The 20033-nt window shown below is 37.7% G+C and carries 21 protein-coding genes, 1 tRNA gene and 3 pseudogenes; 5 read left to right on the forward strand and 20 right to left on the reverse strand.

All coding sequences use genetic code 11. The features are described 5' to 3' along the window. Nucleotides 1-101: 101 nt before the first annotated feature. Together ACWYN3_RS13215 and ACWYN3_RS13220 are read left to right on the forward strand one after the other, a co-directional pair. Nucleotides 102-518 (forward strand): Rrf2 family transcriptional regulator, encoded by a 417-nt coding sequence (locus ACWYN3_RS13215; protein WP_456222996.1) that lies wholly within the window; start codon nt 102-104, stop codon nt 516-518. Nucleotides 519-557: 39 nt separating this feature from the next. Next, nucleotides 558-1133, forward strand: coding sequence for an NAD(P)-dependent oxidoreductase (locus ACWYN3_RS13220; RefSeq protein ID WP_456221565.1), 576 nt, complete (start codon nt 558-560; stop codon nt 1131-1133). 140 nt (nt 1134-1273) lie between these two features. Here ACWYN3_RS13220 and ACWYN3_RS13225 read toward each other — a convergent pair. The 4 genes and pseudogenes from ACWYN3_RS13225 to ACWYN3_RS13240 form a co-directional block, all read right to left on the reverse strand. After that, nucleotides 1274-1483 (reverse strand): annotated as a pseudogene (locus ACWYN3_RS13225) (pentapeptide repeat-containing protein); the annotation flags it as partial. 22 nt (nt 1484-1505) lie between these two features. After that, nucleotides 1506-1859, reverse strand: coding sequence for a pentapeptide repeat-containing protein (locus ACWYN3_RS13230; protein ID WP_456221566.1), 354 nt, complete (start codon nt 1857-1859; stop codon nt 1506-1508). Beyond that, nucleotides 1856-2071, reverse strand: a complete 216-nt coding sequence (locus ACWYN3_RS13235; protein ID WP_456221567.1) for a hypothetical protein — start codon at nt 2069-2071, stop codon at nt 1856-1858. Before ACWYN3_RS13235 ends, ACWYN3_RS13230 begins: the two co-directional genes overlap by 4 nt. After that, nucleotides 2068-2445, reverse strand: a complete 378-nt coding sequence (locus tag ACWYN3_RS13240; protein WP_456221568.1) for a hypothetical protein — start codon at nt 2443-2445, stop codon at nt 2068-2070. The genes ACWYN3_RS13235 and ACWYN3_RS13240 overlap by 4 nt, the downstream gene beginning before the upstream one ends. 309 nt (nt 2446-2754) lie before the next feature. On the opposite strand from ACWYN3_RS13240, the pseudogene ACWYN3_RS13245 reads away from it, so the two are divergent. Both ACWYN3_RS13245 and ACWYN3_RS13250 read left to right on the forward strand, forming a co-directional pair. Beyond that, nucleotides 2755-3867: pseudogene (locus ACWYN3_RS13245) on the forward strand (PepSY-associated TM helix domain-containing protein); the annotation flags it as partial. Nucleotides 3868-3987: 120 nt separating this feature from the next. Beyond that, nucleotides 3988-4061: transfer RNA gene (locus ACWYN3_RS13250), tRNA-Asp, on the forward strand. 351 nt (nt 4062-4412) lie between these two features. Here ACWYN3_RS13250 and ACWYN3_RS13255 read toward each other — a convergent pair. From ACWYN3_RS13255 to ACWYN3_RS13290, 8 genes are all read right to left on the reverse strand, one after another. Continuing rightward, nucleotides 4413-4925 (reverse strand): DUF1735 domain-containing protein, encoded by a 513-nt coding sequence (locus ACWYN3_RS13255; RefSeq protein WP_456221569.1) that lies wholly within the window; start codon nt 4923-4925, stop codon nt 4413-4415. Between the two features lie 18 nt (nt 4926-4943). Continuing rightward, on the reverse strand, nt 4944-6467 hold the full coding sequence (locus ACWYN3_RS13260) for a SusD/RagB family nutrient-binding outer membrane lipoprotein (RefSeq protein WP_456221570.1): 1524 nt from the start codon (nt 6465-6467) through the stop codon (nt 4944-4946). A 132-nt stretch (nt 6468-6599) separates the two neighbouring features. Beyond that, the gene (locus ACWYN3_RS13265; RefSeq protein ID WP_456221571.1) at nt 6600-7247 is read right to left on the reverse strand and encodes a hypothetical protein; all 648 of its coding nucleotides are present in this window, start codon (nt 7245-7247) and stop codon (nt 6600-6602) included. A 25-nt stretch (nt 7248-7272) separates the two neighbouring features. Then, nucleotides 7273-7656 (reverse strand): TonB-dependent receptor domain-containing protein, encoded by a 384-nt coding sequence (locus ACWYN3_RS13270; RefSeq protein ID WP_456222997.1) that lies wholly within the window; start codon nt 7654-7656, stop codon nt 7273-7275. Continuing rightward, complete coding sequence (locus tag ACWYN3_RS13275) at nt 7629-8837, reverse strand: hypothetical protein (protein WP_456221572.1); 1209 nt, start codon at nt 8835-8837, stop codon at nt 7629-7631. Before ACWYN3_RS13275 ends, ACWYN3_RS13270 begins: the two co-directional genes overlap by 28 nt. A gap of 85 nt (nt 8838-8922) precedes the next feature. Beyond that, the gene (locus ACWYN3_RS13280; protein WP_456221573.1) at nt 8923-9744 is read right to left on the reverse strand and encodes a carboxypeptidase-like regulatory domain-containing protein; all 822 of its coding nucleotides are present in this window, start codon (nt 9742-9744) and stop codon (nt 8923-8925) included. 380 nt (nt 9745-10124) lie between these two features. After that, nucleotides 10125-10619, reverse strand: coding sequence for a P1 family peptidase (locus ACWYN3_RS13285; protein WP_456221574.1), 495 nt, complete (start codon nt 10617-10619; stop codon nt 10125-10127). Further along, a complete protein-coding gene (locus tag ACWYN3_RS13290) occupies nt 10597-11292 on the reverse strand; it encodes a P1 family peptidase (RefSeq protein WP_456221575.1) in 696 nt (231 codons plus the stop codon). Before ACWYN3_RS13290 ends, ACWYN3_RS13285 begins: the two co-directional genes overlap by 23 nt. A 265-nt stretch (nt 11293-11557) precedes the next feature. Here ACWYN3_RS13290 and ACWYN3_RS13295 point away from each other — a divergent pair, with 265 nt between their 5' ends. Further along, nucleotides 11558-12049, forward strand: a complete 492-nt coding sequence (locus tag ACWYN3_RS13295) for a DinB family protein (RefSeq protein WP_456221576.1) — start codon at nt 11558-11560, stop codon at nt 12047-12049. On the opposite strand, the gene ACWYN3_RS13300 is transcribed toward ACWYN3_RS13295, so the two are convergent. The 8 genes and pseudogenes from ACWYN3_RS13300 to ACWYN3_RS13335 all read right to left on the reverse strand — a co-directional run bounded on the left by ACWYN3_RS13300 (nt 12050) and on the right by ACWYN3_RS13335 (nt 19791). Beyond that, nucleotides 12050-13729: a sodium:solute symporter family transporter gene (locus tag ACWYN3_RS13300; protein WP_456221577.1), complete on the reverse strand. Its 1680-nt coding sequence runs from the start codon at nt 13727-13729 to the stop codon at nt 12050-12052. 105 nt (nt 13730-13834) lie between these two features. Then, nucleotides 13835-14116 (reverse strand): inositol oxygenase family protein, encoded by a 282-nt coding sequence (locus tag ACWYN3_RS13305; RefSeq protein ID WP_456221578.1) that lies wholly within the window; start codon nt 14114-14116, stop codon nt 13835-13837. Between the two features lie 11 nt (nt 14117-14127). Continuing rightward, nucleotides 14128-14718: an inositol oxygenase family protein gene (locus ACWYN3_RS13310; RefSeq protein WP_456221579.1), complete on the reverse strand. Its 591-nt coding sequence runs from the start codon at nt 14716-14718 to the stop codon at nt 14128-14130. A 117-nt stretch (nt 14719-14835) separates the two neighbouring features. Then, entirely contained in the window at nt 14836-16212 is a 1377-nt protein-coding gene (locus ACWYN3_RS13315) for an MFS transporter (RefSeq protein ID WP_456221580.1), read from the reverse strand. A 34-nt stretch (nt 16213-16246) separates the two neighbouring features. Continuing rightward, a complete protein-coding gene (locus ACWYN3_RS13320) occupies nt 16247-17068 on the reverse strand; it encodes an SDR family oxidoreductase (RefSeq protein WP_456221581.1) in 822 nt (273 codons plus the stop codon). A 78-nt stretch (nt 17069-17146) separates the two neighbouring features. Next, entirely contained in the window at nt 17147-18496 is a 1350-nt protein-coding gene (gene uxaC, locus ACWYN3_RS13325; protein ID WP_456221582.1) for a glucuronate isomerase, read from the reverse strand. An 86-nt stretch (nt 18497-18582) separates the two neighbouring features. Next, a pseudogene (gene uxuA, locus ACWYN3_RS13330) lies at nt 18583-19556 on the reverse strand (mannonate dehydratase). After that, a complete protein-coding gene (locus ACWYN3_RS13335) occupies nt 19489-19791 on the reverse strand; it encodes a mannonate dehydratase (protein WP_456221583.1) in 303 nt (100 codons plus the stop codon). The pseudogene uxuA and the gene ACWYN3_RS13335 overlap by 68 nt, the downstream one beginning before the upstream one ends. Nucleotides 19792-20033: the final 242 nt, after the last annotated feature.

Consider the following 20033-nt stretch of genomic DNA (forward strand, 5'->3'; position numbering starts at 1 on the left):
AATTTCATTTTTACAAAAACAAGACATAGCAAATCCTGCTAAGTAATTCTTTTGCATACATTTGTACTGTAACAATAAATATTACAGATGAATAATGCAAAATTTGCCACTGCGCTTCATATCATATCCTTACTTTGCTTGATTTAAGTGAAGGAGAAAGATTATCATCAGAATGGATTGCAGGCAGTATCAACCTGAATCCGGCCCTGCTCCGTAAAGAGATTAGTAACCTGCGTAAGCTAGGGTTTATCTCTAGTAAAGAAGGTAACGGTGGAGGTTGTACACTTGCCCGTCCATCAGCTGATATTTTGTTATCAGACATCTACAAAGCTGTTCGCCAGTCTCCTCTTCTTGGACGTACCAATACACCAAACCCTTCATGTTCAGTAGGCCGCCAAATTAATCAGCATCTTGATGAGCTTTATACTGAAGCAGAGCTTTCGTTAACCAGCAGATTGGAGAAAAAGACATTGAAAGAATTCAGTAGAAAATTTCAGTCAGCAACATCAAATTTTTAATAAAAAACAAAGAGTTCAGGACATAAAAATAAGAATCATATGAATATAGCATTAATCGGAGCTTCAGGATTTGTAGGCTCAGCAATATTAAAAGAGGCATTAAACAGAGGTCACGAGGTAACAGCAATTGTCAGACATCCGGAAAAAATCACTTTAGATCATGACCATCTTACTATTGAAAAAGCGGATGTATTTGATGTCGCTCAGGTAACTAATGCTGTCAATGGAAAAGATGCAGTGATCAGTGCTTATAATTCAGGATGGACTAATCCTGATATTTATGCCGATTTTATCAAAGGTTCACAAGCCATCCAGGCAGGTGTTAAAGCATCGGATGTAAAAAGATATATTGTAATTGGTGGTGCCGGAAGTTTAGAAGTTGCCCCTGGATTACAAGCTGTTGACACACCTGATTTCCCTGCTGCTTATAAACCGGGAGCAACTGCTGCAAGAGATTATCTGAATATCATTAAAGAGGAAAAAGATCTGGACTGGACGTTTTTCAGTCCAGCTTTCGAAATGGGACCTCAAACTTCAGGCGTACGTAAAGGAAATTACAGAACAAGCCTGGACACTCCGGTATTTGATGCTGATGGCAGAGTATATTATCTGTAGAAGATTTAGCCGTTGCTATTATTGACGAGCTGGAAAATGCTAAACATGTAAGACAACGTTTTACAGCAGCTTATTAAGCATTTATTTTATTATTAAATGAAAAGATCCACTATCTAAAAATAGGTGGATCTTTTTTATGTTTAATCAACTATTTTTATGCCCAGGCTATCAAGAAACGAAATAGCAGCTGGTAACTGAAAAACAGCTCCCTTGACTTTGTTACCAGCGGGATCAATCTGATAATTCAGAGCCGCCTTAAAGTTAGCCAGCCTGAGATCAGTATTTGAAAATGTAGATCCCATAAAATCTGTACCACTTAAGTCTGCGCTCCCCATATTACATTCGGTAAAATCGACCTCCCTTGCTGTGCAGTTAACTAATTTTTTTTTTTTTTAGATTCTTTCCAAAAAAGCTGCAATAACTCAGTATACTATTCATTGCAGTGATAGAGAAAGGATTCAGCGTATCATACCATAATATACCTATAGCTTTACATTTCACTAAAGACAGGTTATTGATAAAAGTATCTTTAAATTTGATTAACGAGATATCGCTCTCTTCAAAAACACAGTTATTAAACGTACAGTCTTCAAATAAACATCCTTTTATCGTCGATTTATAAAAAGTGCAGTTATCAAAATAACGGCTGACCAAATGTTTATCCTCGTAGTTTACATTTTCAAAGCGTTTATTATAATGAGCTATCTGTTCATCGGAATTACTCAAAACCGTATACCCGCCTGAAAAGTTATACCATGAGGATTGATATCAAGATCATTTGTACTCATATGGTAGCCTTTAAAACCTGCTGCAATATAAGGTGCAATTCGTTTTGTAACGGCATATCTTAATCCAAAACCACCATATACGTATAATCCGGTTTCATTGATCCGGGTTGTAATCAGGGGTTGCTCATCGGTGGCCCGGTCATATTTCACAAAAGAAATACCAATTGAGGTTTCTGCAAAAGGCTCAAACTTTGATTTCGTAGGGTAGGGATATCATAGGTCAGATTCGCATAGACTGGGATAATTTTCATTTTATAAAGTACATACCCATTATCAGGATGTTTATCCGTTGTAACATACCCAATCCCAATCCCAGGTTTAAAATTGCCACCGAAATTCCTGGTTACTTTTAATGATGGTCCATTAAAATAATTACTATGCGTAGAACGCAGGAATTCAAAAGCTGGAGAGAAATTATATAAAGGCTCTTTATCTAAAGTTTTAGTTCCTTCTTGTGCTTTTGCAGCAATTGAAAAACCACACGCCAGCAGGAGTGCTAAGTTTAAAGTTATAATCCGTTTCATATTGTGTTGCAAATCTAATACATTTTGAAATGCAGTGATATATAATATCCGATTAAATTATCTCTGATGGAAAGGATTTGTTTTCGCATAATTCAATTTCTGATCTTTTTATATGAACAAATCTATAGGTTCTACAGCTCAGAAATCTTATCATATCGTAAGAATTGATACCTGATATGAAAAGATTTATTAAAAATTTGATGTTAAGAGCAAAAATCTGTTGTTTTGCATATTCTTAATGAGTCTAAATAACAAAAAATTTAATGATAGTTTTACGTCATCGGCCGTATGCCTCGTTTATAAATTCCAATGACCAGATTTCGTAAAATAATAGGCCAGATACATCTCTGGCTCGGATTAGCAACTGGATTGATCGTAGTAATTGTGAGTATTACCGGGTGTTTGTTTGTCTTTCAGAGAGAAATATCGGACATTATTCATCGGGAAACATTCTTTGTAAAAGCTGCATCATCAGCTACTGCACTTCCTTATAGCACTCTTTTAAAGAAGGCAGAACAGGTGCTTGGCAAAGATCATTTGATTAATTTCTCTACGGCATATAAGGATCCGGAACATGCCTGGGAGTTTATGACCTATAAAGCTGGTGATCCAAAGGCCTTAACCTATTTTGGAACAATTGATTATTACGAGTCCGTCTTCATTAATCCTTATACCGGAGCCGTTACCGGCAAATATGATTATAAGTATGACTTTTTTAATGTGGTTAAGTTTCTCCACTGGAGTTTATTGCTTAATGATACTTATGGACAGCCAATTGTTGGCTATAGTACGCTGATATTTGTGATCATGCTGATCACAGGAATGATTATGTGGTGGCCAAAAAAATGGAGTAAAACGAACATCAATAAGAGTTTTAAAGTTAAATGGGAAGCAGGATTTAAAAGAGTGGTTTATGACTTACATAATGTCTCAGGGTTCTATGTGATGCTGATTACCCTGATTTTAGCTTTGACAGGTATGGTATTCGCTTTGAAATGGTTTCAAACGACTGTCTATGTTGTTGCTTCCCGCTCCATAACACCTCCTGAAATAAAGCAGGAGAAATCGAATTCGGCCAAACCGGTATTGAACCCTGTAGATAAGGCTTTTAATACTGCTCAAACATTATTAATAAATTCAGATAGAATTAACCTCTCCCCTGCCTCTGGTACAGATGGGGTAATTTACGTCTATGGTATCATAGGTAAAGAAACTTATTACCATGCAGATGCTTTACAATTTGATCAATATTCAGGTAAATTACTCAACAGAAGGAATTACGATGAGCAGAATGCTGGTGAAAAATTAATTGGGATGAATTATGATATTCATGTGGGTGCAATATTAGGCTTACCTGGAAAAATCATAGCTTTTATAGCCAGTTTGGTCGCAGCAAGCCTTCCAATAACAGGCTTTATGATCTGGCTGAACAGGAAAAAAAAAAAAAAAGAAGAAATAGATTTGGTTTTGAATTTATGTTTTCTATCTTTGCAGCCCCGAAAGCATCTAAATAATATTTTTATTAAGAAGATCCGAGGAAACGGACCGGTAGTTCAGCTGGTTAGAATGCCGCCCTGTCACGGCGGAGGTCGCGGGTTCGAGTCCCGTCCGGTCCGCTAAAAGCTCTTCAGATTTCTGAGGAGCTTTTTTCTTTTACCCGTCTTTCGAAAATATTCAATTTTCCGGATCAAGTCACAAGCTTTTGGAACAAGGATTAAATATATAGTTTTGGTTATATATTTATTAATTCATGCAAGACTGTTAACATTCCTCTATAAAGATAGTGTGTATTCTTTTCCTCATTTTCATAATAAGTTGAGTTAGGTGTCAACCCATTTTGGGGCGGGACAAAAACATAAAAAAGGTTTTTATCATATGATAAAAACCTTTTTTATTTACTGAATTCCAAAAAAAAATAATTGCCATACGCCGAACAGCATATGAAAAATAGGAATCCTATTCAAATTTTATTTCACACTCACATTATACAATATAGTTTTATACTGACTAATTGTACCAGCATCTGAGCTTACAATAGTTAAAGGAAGAACAAAATTATTTCCAGCTGGGAGTGCAGAAGTATTAAAATTCACCGTTATAGAACCTGATGTTTGATTTGCAGGTACCGTAGCTGTAAAATTAGTGATCGTAAATGCAGCTGCCGGCATAAGCACATAAGAAGTATTATTTTTGACATTATAATTGGTTAATGCATCAGCATCTACCTTAAGTACCACATTTACTGGTGTCGTTAATGCATTCGGTACGGAAACATTGACCAGTACAGGGTAAGAAGTTGGACCAGCTGAAGCAGTTAAAGTGATTGACTGGAATATACCTTTGAACGCAACAGCAGGCAAGTCAATTGAAGCCCCCACATTAGGAAAATCGACATACGTTTTATCTTTCAGGCAAGAACTGAATATAGTCATAGTTAACAAGCTAAATATGACTAACTTAATATAATTTCTATTTTTCATCTTTTAAATTTTTAAGTGTTATTTAGCCCAGAATATCTTTGAAGTAAATTTATCAATATTTCCTTCAGCTCCAACTACTCCAGGATTTGTTCTATATTCAACCGCTGGGTAAAGAATACGAGTAATCTGATTAGGTGCATTAGCACCAGGATAAACTGATAGTGGAATATTATCAGGATAACCTGTTCTACGGTACTCATTGAAAGCTTCGAAACTACCATATGGATTTAAGGCTGCCCATTTCTGCACAATAATAGCTTTTTGCTGCTGTGCGGGAGATCCTCCAACAGGAAAAGCAATTGCTGGCTGAGCATAATAAGCCGCAGCGGCACTCACAGCATTAGGAACCAAGTCATCTACAAATGAGGCTGTAATGCCATCGTTGTAAAAAGATTGGGCGCTACCACTGATCAGACCTATACTCGCTGCTTCAGCCTGTAAAAACAGAGCTTCTGCACCAGATACAATAACGGCATCCATTGTAGCTCCTTTTATAGCTCCCGGGCCTAATTTACTAGGCGTTAAACCAGCCGGTGTCGTGGTGGTCTGCCCCAGGAAAGTTGCAATAATTACTCCAGAAGCATTTGCAGCATAGACCTGCTTTGCCCGAGGGTCTGCATTATTCAAATAAAAATTAGCACCATATTGATTTGCCTGATAACGTGCATTGTAATCTTGTGCACTACCTGTTGAATTGTAGCCATATGCGCCATAAAGCGGACTTTGCTGTCCTCCATTATAATCTGAACTTGAGTACCCGGGATTTACTACAGCTGGATTACTTGCATTAATATAACCTAAACCAGTTGTAGCAGCCACAGCGGTTTTTAAAGCACTCTGTTTAGCGCCTAAATTTGACTGACGAATCGCAAGTCTTAATTTCAATGTATTTGCAAATTGAATCCAGTTAGTCATTACGCCTTTGTACATAATGTCAGCTGGGCCAGGATTAACCGCAGTAGCTGGTGCTTTTTGGATAAGTACAATTGCTGCATCCAGTTGTTTCATCAGATCGTCGTAAATATCCGACCCCTTATCATACTTGGGAGTCAGGTTACCTGTTCCCGATAAAGCTTCTGTATAAGGTACATTGTTATAATTATCTACTAACTGCTGATAATCAAAAGCGGTCATGATTTTTGAAATCGCCTGATAATAGGGTTCCTTAGTTGCTTTTGCTAATTCATTGTAATTTGAAACATTGATGATATAGAGCTTTGTCCATACATCATAGTTTGCATTTGTGAAGGTGTATTGTAACAAATCGACATTAGGCTGATAACTTGTACTCCAGCTCAAGTATCCCATATAGCAAGCATACATGGTATAGTTGGCATCTGTAGTGGAAGTAGTTCCAGATACTGTAGTTTTTTTTGTATTACCATTTAAAATATCCGCAGTTATTTTTAAAGAACCGGATAACAGTAAATTAGGTGCCGCAGTGATCGGGAGATTTGGGTTTGCATTTAAATCAAGGTAATTTTTCTTACAACCACTCCAAGTGATGGCAAGGATAAATATAATGGCTAAATATTTTTTCATCGTCTTATGCGTTAAAATGTTAAATTAAGATTCGCTCCATAAATTCTTGTCGGAGGCAGTTGAATTCCATTATTAATACCAACTGCATTACCAGATGTATTTGAGAATTCAGGGTCGGTCCAGGTATTTGATTTAGGCCTGAACATCAATAAGTTCCTGCCTACTACTAAAGCAAAAAGATGCTCTCTTAATAAATTTAGAATGTTTGAGGAGTGAACTGAGATCAAAATTTAGATTAGCTTCACGCAATTTCCAAAAGGCACCACTTGATACATAACTACTTGCTGCATTATAAAAGGCACCCGAGTTCCAAAATCCAACATTACCTTCTGCAATACTTACATTAGTATTGGGAGTGTATACATCAGGCGCAGTCTGAATTACCGAGTTAGGAAACACAAAACGTGCGCGGCCGGTCGAAGCAGAGAATTCTGATACCCCAGCAGATGTTGCGTCATACAGCCCTCTGTTATAGATAACATAGCCACTTCTGTACTCACTAACTAAAGTAAGTGTAAGGAATTTATAACTTACTGTTTGTGTTAAGCCTAATATATACTTTGGCGTTGTACGACCAAGGTTCTTTAAATTCGGATCTAACGATGGGGCACCGTTTGAGGCATTAACAACTGCATGTCCCTGTGGATCACGTACAATATCAGTTCCATACAATACTGGATACGGTTGTCCAACTACAGCATTGATAGAGGCGTTAGGATAACCACCTAAAGAAATTTGATTTAAGCCATTTGATAAGGCAATTACCTTGGAATCATTCACGGCAAAGTTACCTCCCAGGTTCAAACTAACCTGTTTTTTTTTTTGATTTTGTTAAAACTTGCAGATCCATTTTAAACTCATACCCTGAATTCTGAACTTCTCCGACATTGATCAGCGCATTGTTATATCCTGAAGCTGGTGTAGTCGCAATAGAGAGCGTCTGATTTGTGGTATGGCTATTATAATAAGTCGCATTTAAATTAATGCGGTTATTTAAAAATCCAAGGTCAGCTCCTATTTCCAGTTCTTTACTTAATTCTGGTTTTAATCCGGGATTATTTTGGGTAGTACCTAAACTAACACCCCCAATACTTCCATATGAAAAACCAGGAGTCGTTGGATAAGTATTGAATGCACTATAAGGACTGATATTTACACTACCTACCTGACTATACCAGCAGCTCTCAATTTACCAAAACTGATAATTTTATTATCCTTCAAAGCATCTATAGCCTGTGTAAAAATGAATGAGCCTTTTACAGATGGATAGAAGAAAGAACGGTTTGCTGCTGGTAGCCGGGAATCATGGTCATTACGTAAAGTAGCTTCTAAGAAAGCATAATCTTTATAACCAATATTTAATGAACCGAAAAAGGCTATCTGTCTGATTTTCCCTTCCTGGGTAACCGTATTTGGTACACCTAAAATACTTCCGATATTATAAAAACCATCTACCAGTAAACTTGTACTGTTGTTCTGTATATATTTATAATTTTGCTGCCAGATGGTATTACCTAATAACAAATTGGTTTTAAAATCCTTAAAAAACGTTTTATGGAAATTAAGAATAATATCCTGTTGTGTACGATTATACCCTTGTGGCCCTGTAAGTGTAGTTCCATCAGTGTTTAGAGTAGAAATAGATCCGTCACCATATTGAGTAACATTTTGAACCTGTCCCGGAATAATAGCACTTCCATTAGAACTTGCCTCATTACCATATCCACCTGTTGGATCGGTTAACGCATACAGACTGAAATTAACCTGTGAGCGAGTGTATTGCTGAACGGCGGTTCCAGAGTTATGTGCCAGGCGATAACTTGCATCAAACCAATCTGTAGGGGTTAACGTTCCATTAAAGCTACCATTGAAAGAGTTGCTTGTTGTATTGTATCTGGAGTTATTAATTACCCAATAAGGATTTACACTATAAGAATTGTAAAAAGTATTGACATCTGCAAAAGGAGAATTGATATCCTTGTAATTATTTAATGGTACCCATGATGGGGTATTTAGAATGGAAGAATATAAAGTTCTTCCTCCATCAACTGAAGTCCCGTCATACCCTGCACCATAGGTACTGGTATTAGACTGAGTAAAACCAGCAGCAAAATCTGCTTTGAAAATACCAGCAGTTTTTGACGCTGCTACCCGGATAGCAGCAGTTCTATTATATTTATCCATAGGAACTACGCCGGTTTTATCCAGTCTGTTAACTGATAGATTAAAACTGTTAGCCGCATCACCCGCAGCATAAGAAAGATTGTTTTGTTCTGAGAATCCAGTCTTGAAAAACGCACGACGTGGATCTTTGCTCTGTGTAGAATAAGGAATAGTTTGAAGAGTTCCATCTTCAAGTGGAATTCCCAACGGAGTGGGTTTACCATTATAAGCCGGGCCAAATGATTGGTTTTCAAAAAAGTAGCCGGCGTGGTAACAAAACCTGTTATCGGATCTACAAAAGACCCACCCTCGCCTCCATAACTTCCAAAACGTGTTTGTAATTTAGGAAAATAAGAAATACTTTCAGCCTGGAAAGTATTGGAATAATTGATTGTTGGTATCCCCCACCACTTCCTCTTTTTGTGGTGATAACCAATGCACCGTTGGATGCTTCAGAACCATAAAGCGCAGCAGCACCCGCACCATTTAGTACATTCACGCTTTCGATATCATCAGGGCTGATGGTATTAACCACATCCGGTGAAATCGGCACGCCATTTAAAACTACTAATGCATAGTTATTACCATTAATGTGCCGGTTACCACGCAAGGTGAAACGAGTGCTCGGATTGATTCCATTATCAATCGTACTCAATACTAATCCTGGCACTTTAGCAGCTAAGCCATTTGTAAAATTAGTTGGGTGAGAGGTAGTCAGATCTTTACTGCTAATATTGGTTGCCGCAAATCCAAGCTCTTTAGCTTGTCGCTTTACGCCCAGCGCTCCAGTAATTACAACTTCGCCAAGCTGACGGCTATCGGGTGATAAGGCAAGTGAGACACTAGTTCTGTCACCGATACTAATTACTTGTTCCGCATAGCCGATAAATGTGAAAGTTAAACTGCTGTTCTTGGAAGGAACGGATATAGAATACTTACCATTAATTCCTGTAATTGCGCCAATTGTGGTTCCTGTGACACGTATACTAACGCCTGGAAGGGGTTGACCATCATCCTTTCCTGTTACTGTTCCTGTTACTGTCCGGTTTTGTGCGTATACGCCGGATCCAAAGAAAATCAGCAAACACATAGTGAGTTGTAGAATTTTTTTCATTTGTAATTTAGTTGTTAGGTTATTTAATAAGCACTAATACAAATATTATTCGGAAATTTTTAACGCAAACGGCTTAATCTCATGGCATCCTGACAGTTACCGGTTAAATATTTGTTGGTATATAAATTTGGTCATAAATTTTATTTAAATCCAAACTTAAAATTATAAATGCATAAAAAAAAAAAAAAAACACAACCAACTGACAATCAATATGAATAATAAAAAGACATCATTTGAAATTTAGATTATTTTTAAAGAAACAATAATAAAGAAGCACTAAAATTCCATTGCGCATTTTTTTTTGCAGAAATCCGTGAAAAGCAGACAGCCCCTTGCTTAATTTAAACAGTAGATAAGATGTTTGGATGTGTCAGAATATACTATTTTCGCTTATACTTTTTCAACAAAGAAATAACTTTATCATGCGGAAGTGCATAAGCCTTATTGCCATTGATCCCTTCCATTGTTTCTGCGGCAACCATTGCATTAACAATAGCCTCTTCAACTGCCTGAACGGTTCCTTCGAATAAAGGATTCATCCCGTCATTAGGGAATTGCTTTACAATAGCTATTGATTCTCTGTTAAAAGCTTCTTTATTTGCCGTCGAAAAGGCTATAAAAATATCGCCGGATCCATTTTCACCTCGCCCCCCTACTTTACCTACACCAAGCGCAATACGCTGTGCAATGCGTTTAAGCTGGTGAGGCAATAGAGGCGCGTCTGTTGCCAGAACTGCAATGATAGAACCATCACCTTCCTCCCAGTGTGATTTAGCTATTTTATGGATTTCATAATTTAACGTATCTCTTAACTCTACCCCGATTGGCACACCGGCAATAGTCAGATTCTTTTTAGCGCCGAAGTTTGCCTGCACCAAAACACCAATCGTATAAGTAGAATCTGTATATCTTTATTAATAATCTTGATGCTGTACCGGTACCTCCTTTAAATCCCAGGCACCACATCCCAGTACCACCTCCAACATTTCCCTCGGCTACCGGACCAGGCTTAGCAGTATTCAATGCTTCAAAAACATGACTTTCCTTTACATGAAAGCCATAAATATCGTTCATCATTCCATCATACGTTTCAGCAACCAACGGATAGGCAAACCACCCTTGCTCTTTTATCCAGTTTTTTTTAACAAACCATTTTAACATAGCATCCCGGCATACACCAATACTATTTGAATTGGTGATTAGGATTGGCGTTTCTAAAAATCCGGATTCCGTGATCCAGGTAGTCCCGGTCATTTCACCATTTCCATTGAGCGTATACCAGTTTGCATAAACAGGAACACTGGAGTGACTACGTGGAAATATTGCTGTAACCCCTGTCCTGACGGGGCCTTTACCTATGATATCATTCTTACCTTTACCTTCAATAATTGTACTGAACCCAACTTCAACTCCCTTTACGTCAGTTATCGCATTGTATTTACCAGCTGTTCCATCAAAGGGAATCCCAATGTCTCTGGCCCTGGGTTTTTGTGCGTAAACTGCTAGTTGGATACTCAATAAAAGTGCGATAGTTAATCTTGATTTCATACTCGGTTGTAATTATGGATAATCCTATAACCAGTTCTTAACTGATCAAAAAAGTATACTGAAAGTTTATATAAACCCTCCATTATTTCTCATGACATAAACAATATTACGTATTATTTATCACGAATAGAAACAAAAAGAAACCTGTCTTAATTACCCCCTCAAATTGCCGCGTTCGCCCCCTCATTCTTAAAGCAAAAGGATGTAGATTTATTCATACATCAAAAAGCAACTATTAATCAATCCATTACAAAATCTTTATATTATGAAAACAGTTAGTGACAGAATGTATTCAATCATCGTATTATATGATATGTATACCAAATTTTTCTCCAGAGCTATTGATGGCATTTCCGACAAAGATGTTCACAACAGATTGAATACCAAAGCAAACCACATAGCCTGGATTACGGGGAGCCTTGTCGAGGGAAGAAATGAATTAGCCTCAATTCTGGGCAGTAAACAACAACAAGCTGCACATGAACTTTTTAAAGATCATAAAGGCATCCAGGATGACGTTACTTATCCATCTTTACAATCCTTTGAACAGGATTGGAACAAGATCAGTCCGGTATTAAAAGAGATCCTCCTGAATATCACTGATGAAAAACTTGACAGCGCATTTGAAATGATGCCCGGACAAACCTTTTCAATTTATGAGCTCATTACTTTTACTGTTTACCGGGAAGCGAGCTGTATCGGCCAGATTGCTTTGTGGCGAAGACTGCTTGATTACCCGGCAATGAAGTACGATTAATTACCAGAAACGCGCATAAATAGCTATCAGTAATAGCATAATAGACACTATTAGTATGATCGATGATGGTTTTAAATTAAACATGTCTGCGTCCAGTTCAAAAGCTTTTGGATTGAGACGCGGACCTAATAAACTTGTCCCAATCATCACGAATACGGTAATGATAAATGACCAGCTCAGACAGATAAAAAACGGAATCTCATAATTACCGTCCATATTTGGAAAAGCAGTATACAAGAGCGTTTCAGGGCCAAATACCCTGACAGCAAATTCATTGAAGAAAACAGAAATTACAAAGCCGAAAATAATACCGGTAAAAGCAGCCAGGCTATTGGTTCGTTTCCAGAACATCCCTAAAATGAAAGTTGCAAAAACTCCAGGACTAATATAACTGGTATATTTCTGAACAAAGGTATACCCACCTGCCCTGCCAATTCCCAGCAGATCATTCCATGTAAATAGTACCGCAACTATCATTGATATTACAATAGCTATGCGTCCAATCCACACCATTCGCTGTTCACTTGAGATTTCATTGATATTTTTTTTATAGATATCAAGGGTGAAAATAGTAGATATACTATTGCATTTCCCAGCTAAAGAAGCAACGATTGCGGCAGTTAAAGCCGCCGCAGCCAGACCTTTTAACTCCGGAGGCAAAAGACCAAGGATAGCAGAATAAGCACTATCTTTTCCTCCTGTCAACTGTAAATGTCCACCTTTATACAACACATAAGCAATAATACCTGGCAGCATCACAATTACGGGCATTAATATTTTAAGCAAACTCGCAAATAATATTCCTGTGCGGGCAGTCTGTAAATCAGCCCCCAGTGCACGTTGTGTGATATACTGATTACAGCCCCAGTAATTCAAGTTACTAATCCATTGACCAGCGGCATACATACCAACTGCTGGAAGAATAAGATATTTATTAATATCAACCTGTGAAGCACCTGCTTTTGGTTTTGCCAGCATCAGATGAAAATGTTCAGGAGCTTCTCTGAGTAACACTTTAAACCCGGCGACAGCATCACTTCCAACACCAAACCTCTCCCCAACGATGGTTAATGTCATATAAGTAGTGGCTAAACCACCAATAATCAAAACCCCTACCTGGATTACATCCGTATAACCAATCACCCGCATTCCACCAAGCGTAATGATAATGGCAAATACAGCAAGACAGACCATCACGATATGAAAATAATCGCCTCCTATTAATCCGTTGATAGCTAATGCTCCCAAATACAGAATAGACGTTAAATTAATAAAAACATATAAAAAGATCCAGAATACGCTCATAATCAGAGCCACACTCCCATTGTACCTGTTTTTCAGGAACTGGGGCATCGTATATATCTTATTCTTAATATACACTGGCATAAAAAATATTGCCACAATGATTAATACGGCCGCCCCCAGCCATTCATAGACTGAAACAGCAATACCAGCGAAAAAACCCTCGCCACTCATCCCGATAAATTGTTCTGCCGAAATATTAGAAGCGATAATTGAGGCTCCTATTGCCCACCAGGTTAGTGACCCTTCAGCTAAAAAGAAATTCTTTGAATCATTTACTTTACTTTTCTTTCTATAAACGTAGTATCCATATAAAGCGACAATGATAAAATAAATTACAAAGACGCCAATACCCCCCATTGAGAGTTTCGAGTTCATATTTAATAATTAAGGGTTGAGGGTAATCAGATTCATTACATTTATAAGCTTCTGTGCTTGAGTAAATGTAATGAATCTAAAAGAAACTAAGTACATTGGCTCAGCTTAAAACCGCAATTTTGCAGGCAAGTATTTAGCAACAAGCGCCTCATAATAAGGCTTCAGTTCTTTCCAATCTGGCGGAAACGGACTTTTAGAATAAAGATCGAATGGATTAAACAGGTTTACCCATTTGAACATTTCCTTATCATGGTCATTCATTAAATGTTCGTAGGCATTTTCACGGTGCTGAGGATAAAACGAATGATAACGAAGCATATACAGACCTTGTTCCGGCAGATAATCTTTCAATAAATGGTAGACATATTCATCATGTCCCCAGGTCATTATCACCTTATCTAAACCACAATTAGGTTCATAAATACCATATTTGTATTGTTGTATAATGGATTATTTACATCCGGGTTTTCAGCAAAAAATTCAGAAAAAACAATCTTGTCAGAAAACGCGCAACCCACAGGATAACTATCTCCAACTACCGCCCATTGCGGCTCACCAAACAGGCATAATACTTTTCCCATGTCATGAAAAAGACCAACCAATACCATCCAGTCAGGATGTCCCTGACTCCGGATTGCTTCACTGGTTTGCAGCAGATGTTGAAACTGATCAAGATCAGTATCCGGGTCTGAATCATCCACCAGCTTATTCAGGAAATCAAAAGCCTCCCAAACGGACATCTCCATCTTATCGAACTTCAAATAATCAGCTCTTTTCTGCTGAACAAAATCAAAAGTCTGGTTGATATGCTGCAACCTGTAAAATTCCTTTACCGATGCTTTTTCAGGAGTTTCATAGTTTCTGAATTCGGCCACGTCTTTTTCCTGAGAAATTGTATTTGGGTCTGGATAACGCTCTAATAAATCATCTTCCCACTGGTCAAGCGAGCTTAACGGATTTTCCTGATCTGATTTGATTACTTCTTTCATTTTTTCTCTAAAATAAATATGAAAACAAAAATATCGACAATTCAGCTGACTACTAATCAATTACACCAGCATTCATATCCCTAATTTAATTAAAATCAGGGAATTATTTACGTTAAATTACAAATCTGTAATCACCTTATATTTGGGAACTAAGAATTTCATAACTACCCAGGCTACAATATAAGTTACCGCACAAATCGTAAACATAATCGTATAACCCGTCTGGATATGTCCCAATGACTTATAATAATCAAAAAGACCACCACCTAGTTTGGACATAAATACTCCACCTAAACCACCAGCCATACTTCCAATACCAATTACAGAACCAATACATTTTTTAGGAAACATATCTGAAACCGTTGTAAATATATTGGCAGACCAGGCCTGATGCGCTGAAGCACCAATTCCAATTAAAATCACGGGCACCCAAACACTAATATGTCCAAATGGCTGTGCAAGCAATACTACCAGAGGAAAAAGAGCAATAATGAACATCGCTTTCATCCGTCCATCATAAGGCGTATATCCCTTTTTCATAAAATACATCGGGAACCAGCCACCACCAATGCTTCCAATCATTGTCATACTATACAACACGGCCAAAGGAACCATAATATCAGTATTGTCCATTCCGTACTGAACTTTCAGATAAGAAGGCAGCCAGAATAGAAAAAACCACCATACACCATCTGTCATGAACTTTCCAAAAGTAAATGCCCAGGTTTGCTTATATCCTAAAAGCTTAAACCAGGATACTTTTTCATCAGCAGGCAGATTTTCGGTATCCGGCACGGCCGGTTGTTCATCCGGATCAAACTGGATATATTCCAGTTCAGCTTTACCCAAACGTTTCTGAAGCTCAGGCCTCTCATAAAATATGAACCAAAAAAACAGCCATATAAAACCAATTGCACCAATAATCATAAATGCCGATTCCCAACCCCATTCCTCAGCAATCCATGGAACAGTTAATGGAGCCAGAATAGCACCTACATTAGCACCGGAATTGAAAATACCAGTAGCCAGTGACCGCTCCTTTTTTGGAAAATATTCGGCTGTAGCTTTAATCGCAGCAGGAAAATTTCCCGATTCACCAAATGCTAATACAGCTCTCGCACACATAAATCCGACTACAGAAACAGAAATCCCTGTTATACCTAATACCGCCAGTGTAGCAGATAATCCTGCTCCTAAAAAGATAGCTTTTGCATGTAGAATAGCCCCTAAACACCATATAATCAAGGCTACCGCATATCCCCATTTTGTCCCCAGACGGTCAACAATTCTACCCGCAAAGAGCATTGAAATAGCATACACCAATTGGAAGGCAGAGGTAATATTTGCATAATCACTGTTTGTCCAGTTAAATTCTGCTTCAAGCCTGGTATGTAAAAGACTTAGAACCTGTCTGTCAAGATAATTTACTGTTGTAGCAAAAAAAAGCAGCGCACAGATTGTCCAGCGGTAATTACCCACTTTGTTTTCGTTCATTATATTTGGTTTGGTTTAGGTTGATTATAGTTTATCAGACGCCTCCGAAAACAGAGAAACCTCCGTCCACGCAGATCATTGCACCAGTAACAAATTGAGAAGCATCACTTAAAAGCCATACCAATGCACCTTTTAACTCATCCGGATGACCGAAACGCTTAAAAGGAGTTTGCGTAATCACTAAACCGCCCCTGTCTGTGTAACCACCATCAGGTTTAGTTAATAAATCACGATTTTGTTCTGTGAGGAAAAAACCTGGTGCAATAGCATTCATTCTGAGCCGATCGCCATAACGATTAGCCATTTCAACAGCAAACCATTGATTATAGTAATCCACAGCTGCTTTCCCCATGTTATAACCCAGAACTTTTGTAATAGCTCTTTTTGAATTCATTGAAGAAATATTCACAATACTACCTTTACCTGTTTCAGCAATAGCAGCACCAAATACCTGTGAAGGAATAATAGTACCCCATAAATTCAGGTCCATTACTTTTTTCATTCCCTCCAGATTCATTTTAAAAATGTCCTCTTCTGGTTTTAAAACGCCTTCAGGCTGATTACCACCCGCAGCATTTACCAGGCCATCGATCTTTCCAAAATGATCCAGTACCTGCGACCTGCATTTCAGCAACTGACTTTCATCCATCACATCAGCTACAAGTGCCAAAGCATTCCCTCCAGCCTTATTGATCGCATCTGCACGCTCCCGGGCAACCTGAGCATTTCTGCCCAAAATACCTACCGAAGCTCCTGCTTCGGCCACTGCATTCACAAATGCACCACCCAAAATCCCGGTTCCTCCGGTCACTATAATAACTTTACCTTTTAAGGTGAACATATTTTCTACTGACATATAATTTGATTAGTCGTGATTTAATCCGAAATAGTTTTTTTTTAGCATTATAATAACAGATATCCTGTATCATTTTCCCTACCCATTCTTCATCATCGGCAATAAACCCATCACCATTTCTGAGCCAAAAAGATTACATAATATTCTTCTGAAATACTCGTGACGAGAGTAAGATAAAAAGCTGCGCGAATCAGTAAGCATTCCAATAAATGAACTGATTACACCCATATTTGACAAAGCATTCAACTGCTTTTCTATACCATCTTTCTGATCTAAAAACCACCAGCCAGATCCAAATTGCATTTTCCCCTTTACCCTTCCATCAGCAAAATTACCTAACATGGTTGCAATAACTTCATTATCAGCCGGATTCAGATTATAAACAACCGTTTGTGCCAGCTGATCCGTTAAACTCAGGTGATTTAAGAATGCTGTTAAATTCTCAGCATGTTTATAATCCCCAATAGAATCATAACCAGTATCAGGACCTAATTTATGAAGCATTCCTTTATTATTATTCCTGATTGCACCAATATGAAATTGCTGTACCCAGCCCTTTTTATGGTACATTTTACAAAGTTCAGTTAAAACAAATCCGATAAAAGCATCCGGGTTAGAAAACACCGCCTGATCAGATTTCAAAAACACTTTGAATTCCTGTTCCTCCTGAGGACTTAAAATAAACCGGGCTGGCAAAGTACTTAAACCGTGATCAGATATAGAACAATGATGTAGTGCAAAAAAATCCACCCTCTTTTTTAAAGCTTCAACAAGAGAAGGAAGATCCGTAATCTCAACTCCTGATTTTTCGGCCAGTAACTGAAGGTAGGCTTTAAATGAATCCGGCCTGCTGATTGCAAAAACCTTGTCTGGTCTGAACGAAGGTTTCACCTTAATCTCAAACTCCTCCTTGTTTAGGCGCTGATGATTAATTAAATCATCACATGGATCATCTGTTGTACTCAGCATTTCAACTTTAAACTTTTTCAATAAACCACGTGATGAAAATTCATTCTGGCTTAGAAGCTCATTTGCCTGCTCATAAATTCTACCTGCTGAATCTGAATTTAAGTATTCTTTAATGCCAAATGGATTTTTAAGTTCCATGTGTGTCCAGTGGAACAATGGATTCCTTAAGGTAGCTGGTACAACACCTGCCCAGGCTTTAAACTTTTCATAATCATCTGCACTGCCGGTAATCAGATTTTCATCTACACCCAATGCCCGCATAGCTCTCCATTTATAATGATCACCCTTTAGCCAGATGTCGGTAAGATTGACAAATTTCTTATCTTCTGCAATTTGCGAAGGTGATAAATGATTATGAAAATCAATAACAGGCAAGTGTTTTGCATATTCATGGTAGAGCAAAACAGCCTTTTTATTAGTCAATAAAAAATCATCAGTAATGATAGTACCTTCCGTCATATCTTTAGTTTTCCGTTTAATATTTGGTTAAAACAAAGTATCTTTCAAAACCTGATTAAAACAGGTTATTGTTATTTCTTATCTTTCTATTTATTCTTTAATAAGTATTCGTTAAGAATACCAAATTCAAGCCCTCTCAATTCTGCCAAACCCTTTAACCGGCCGATAGCTGAATAACCAGGATTGGTTTTCTTGCGCAAATCTTCCAGCATCTGATGTCCATGATCAGGACGGACAGGTATACTAAGCTGTCTTCGCTGCTGCTGATTAAAGATTTCTTTAACCACCTGATACATATCGACATCCCCTTCTAAATGGTTATCTTCAAAAAAGTCACCGGCTGAATTTCTTTTAGTACTGCGCAGATGTATAAAATTAATACGTGCTGCAAATTCCCTGATCATTTCCGGAAGGTCATTATCCTTACGCACACCAAATGAACCTGTACAGAAGCATAAGCCATTATTGAAAGATGGCACGGCCGAAAATATTTTCCGTAAATGATGAGCAGTGCTGACTACGCGAGGCAAGCCAAAAATCGCATAAGGCGGATCATCAGGATGAACTACCATTTTAACCCCGCATGCATCTGCTACCGGCATAATTTCTGAAAGGAAATGGATCAGATGATCACTTAATTTTTCTTCATCAATTCCCTGATACTGATCTAGGCTAACTGAAATTGTTCCAGTGTAAAGCTTTCTTCACTCCCTGGCAACCCAGCGATGATATTACGCTGTAATAAAGTTTTTTGGTCATCATCAGCCTGATCAAACCACAATTTACCTCTTACAATTTCCTCTTTGGTATATGAAGCTGATGCATCAGGTCTTTTTAAGATAAAAACATCAAAGGCACATACAGCTGCCTTTTCAAATTTCAATGCTTTAGCCCCATTTGGTAATTCAAAAGCCAGATTAGTACGTGTCCAGTCTAAAACAGGCATAAAATTATAAGTAACTGTAGTTATACCACAAGCAGCAAGATTTTTTCTATGATTTTTTTTTATAATTATCAATATAACGCTCAAAATTTCCAACACGTGTTTTAATAGCTTCATGTACTGGTAAACTTTCTACTACATCCCAGTTCAAACCTGCATTTTCTATTAATTGTTTATGCTTTTTGATATCCTCAACCTCCCACACTACTCCATTGGGAATATGATGTAAAGCACTGACAATACCACTGCAGCCTGCCTGTAAAATGTCAGACAAACTCACCGGATCATTTGGGCCAAACCAGCGCATCGTCTGGGTCATTTTATACATAACTGATTTTTCTACTACATTCATTATTCAAATCTTTCCAATAAAATTATTTTAAAAATCCTTTATACGTTATCGCAATTTATAAAAGGCCAAAGGCATATCTGGTATGGAATCTATATCAATAGTCTGTCAAACGTTTGATTCTACATTTCAAACGTTTGAAATAAATCAGGTTCTATACCCCTTTTAATAGCCTTTCAGATATTATTCAATATCAGATTTATTTAATAATTAACCTTCACGAATAGATTTTAATTATTAAACTC

It is taken from the genome of Pedobacter sp. NJ-S-72 (genome assembly GCF_053890575.1).

What these genes read in the sequence shown, in the direction of transcription:
- ACWYN3_RS13320 (WP_456221581.1), bottom strand. Translation starts at nt 17,068, where the DNA reads ATGTCAGTAGAAAATATGTTCACCTTAAAAGGTAAAGTTATTATAGTG.
- uxaC (WP_456221582.1), bottom strand. Translation starts at nt 18,496, where the DNA reads ATGACGGAAGGTACTATCATTACTGATGATTTTTTATTGACTAATAAA.
- ACWYN3_RS13310 (WP_456221579.1), bottom strand. Translation starts at nt 14,718, where the DNA reads ATGAAAGAAGTAATCAAATCAGATCAGGAAAATCCGTTAAGCTCGCTT.
- ACWYN3_RS13290 (WP_456221575.1), bottom strand. Translation starts at nt 11,292, where the DNA reads ATGAAATCAAGATTAACTATCGCACTTTTATTGAGTATCCAACTAGCA.
- ACWYN3_RS13335 (WP_456221583.1), bottom strand. Translation starts at nt 19,791, where the DNA reads ATGAATGTAGTAGAAAAATCAGTTATGTATAAAATGACCCAGACGATG.
- ACWYN3_RS13295 (WP_456221576.1), top strand. Translation starts at nt 11,558, where the DNA reads ATGAAAACAGTTAGTGACAGAATGTATTCAATCATCGTATTATATGAT.
- ACWYN3_RS13260 (WP_456221570.1), bottom strand. Translation starts at nt 6,467, where the DNA reads ATGAAAAAATATTTAGCCATTATATTTATCCTTGCCATCACTTGGAGT.
- ACWYN3_RS13315 (WP_456221580.1), bottom strand. Translation starts at nt 16,212, where the DNA reads ATGAACGAAAACAAAGTGGGTAATTACCGCTGGACAATCTGTGCGCTG.
- ACWYN3_RS13305 (WP_456221578.1), bottom strand. Translation starts at nt 14,116, where the DNA reads ATGACCTGGGGACATGATGAATATGTCTACCATTTATTGAAAGATTAT.
- ACWYN3_RS13255 (WP_456221569.1), bottom strand. Translation starts at nt 4,925, where the DNA reads ATGAAAAATAGAAATTATATTAAGTTAGTCATATTTAGCTTGTTAACT.
- ACWYN3_RS13220 (WP_456221565.1), top strand. Translation starts at nt 558, where the DNA reads ATGAATATAGCATTAATCGGAGCTTCAGGATTTGTAGGCTCAGCAATA.
- ACWYN3_RS13280 (WP_456221573.1), bottom strand. Translation starts at nt 9,744, where the DNA reads ATGAAAAAAATTCTACAACTCACTATGTGTTTGCTGATTTTCTTTGGA.
- ACWYN3_RS13300 (WP_456221577.1), bottom strand. Translation starts at nt 13,729, where the DNA reads ATGAACTCGAAACTCTCAATGGGGGGTATTGGCGTCTTTGTAATTTAT.
- ACWYN3_RS13240 (WP_456221568.1), bottom strand. Translation starts at nt 2,445, where the DNA reads ATGAAACGGATTATAACTTTAAACTTAGCACTCCTGCTGGCGTGTGGT.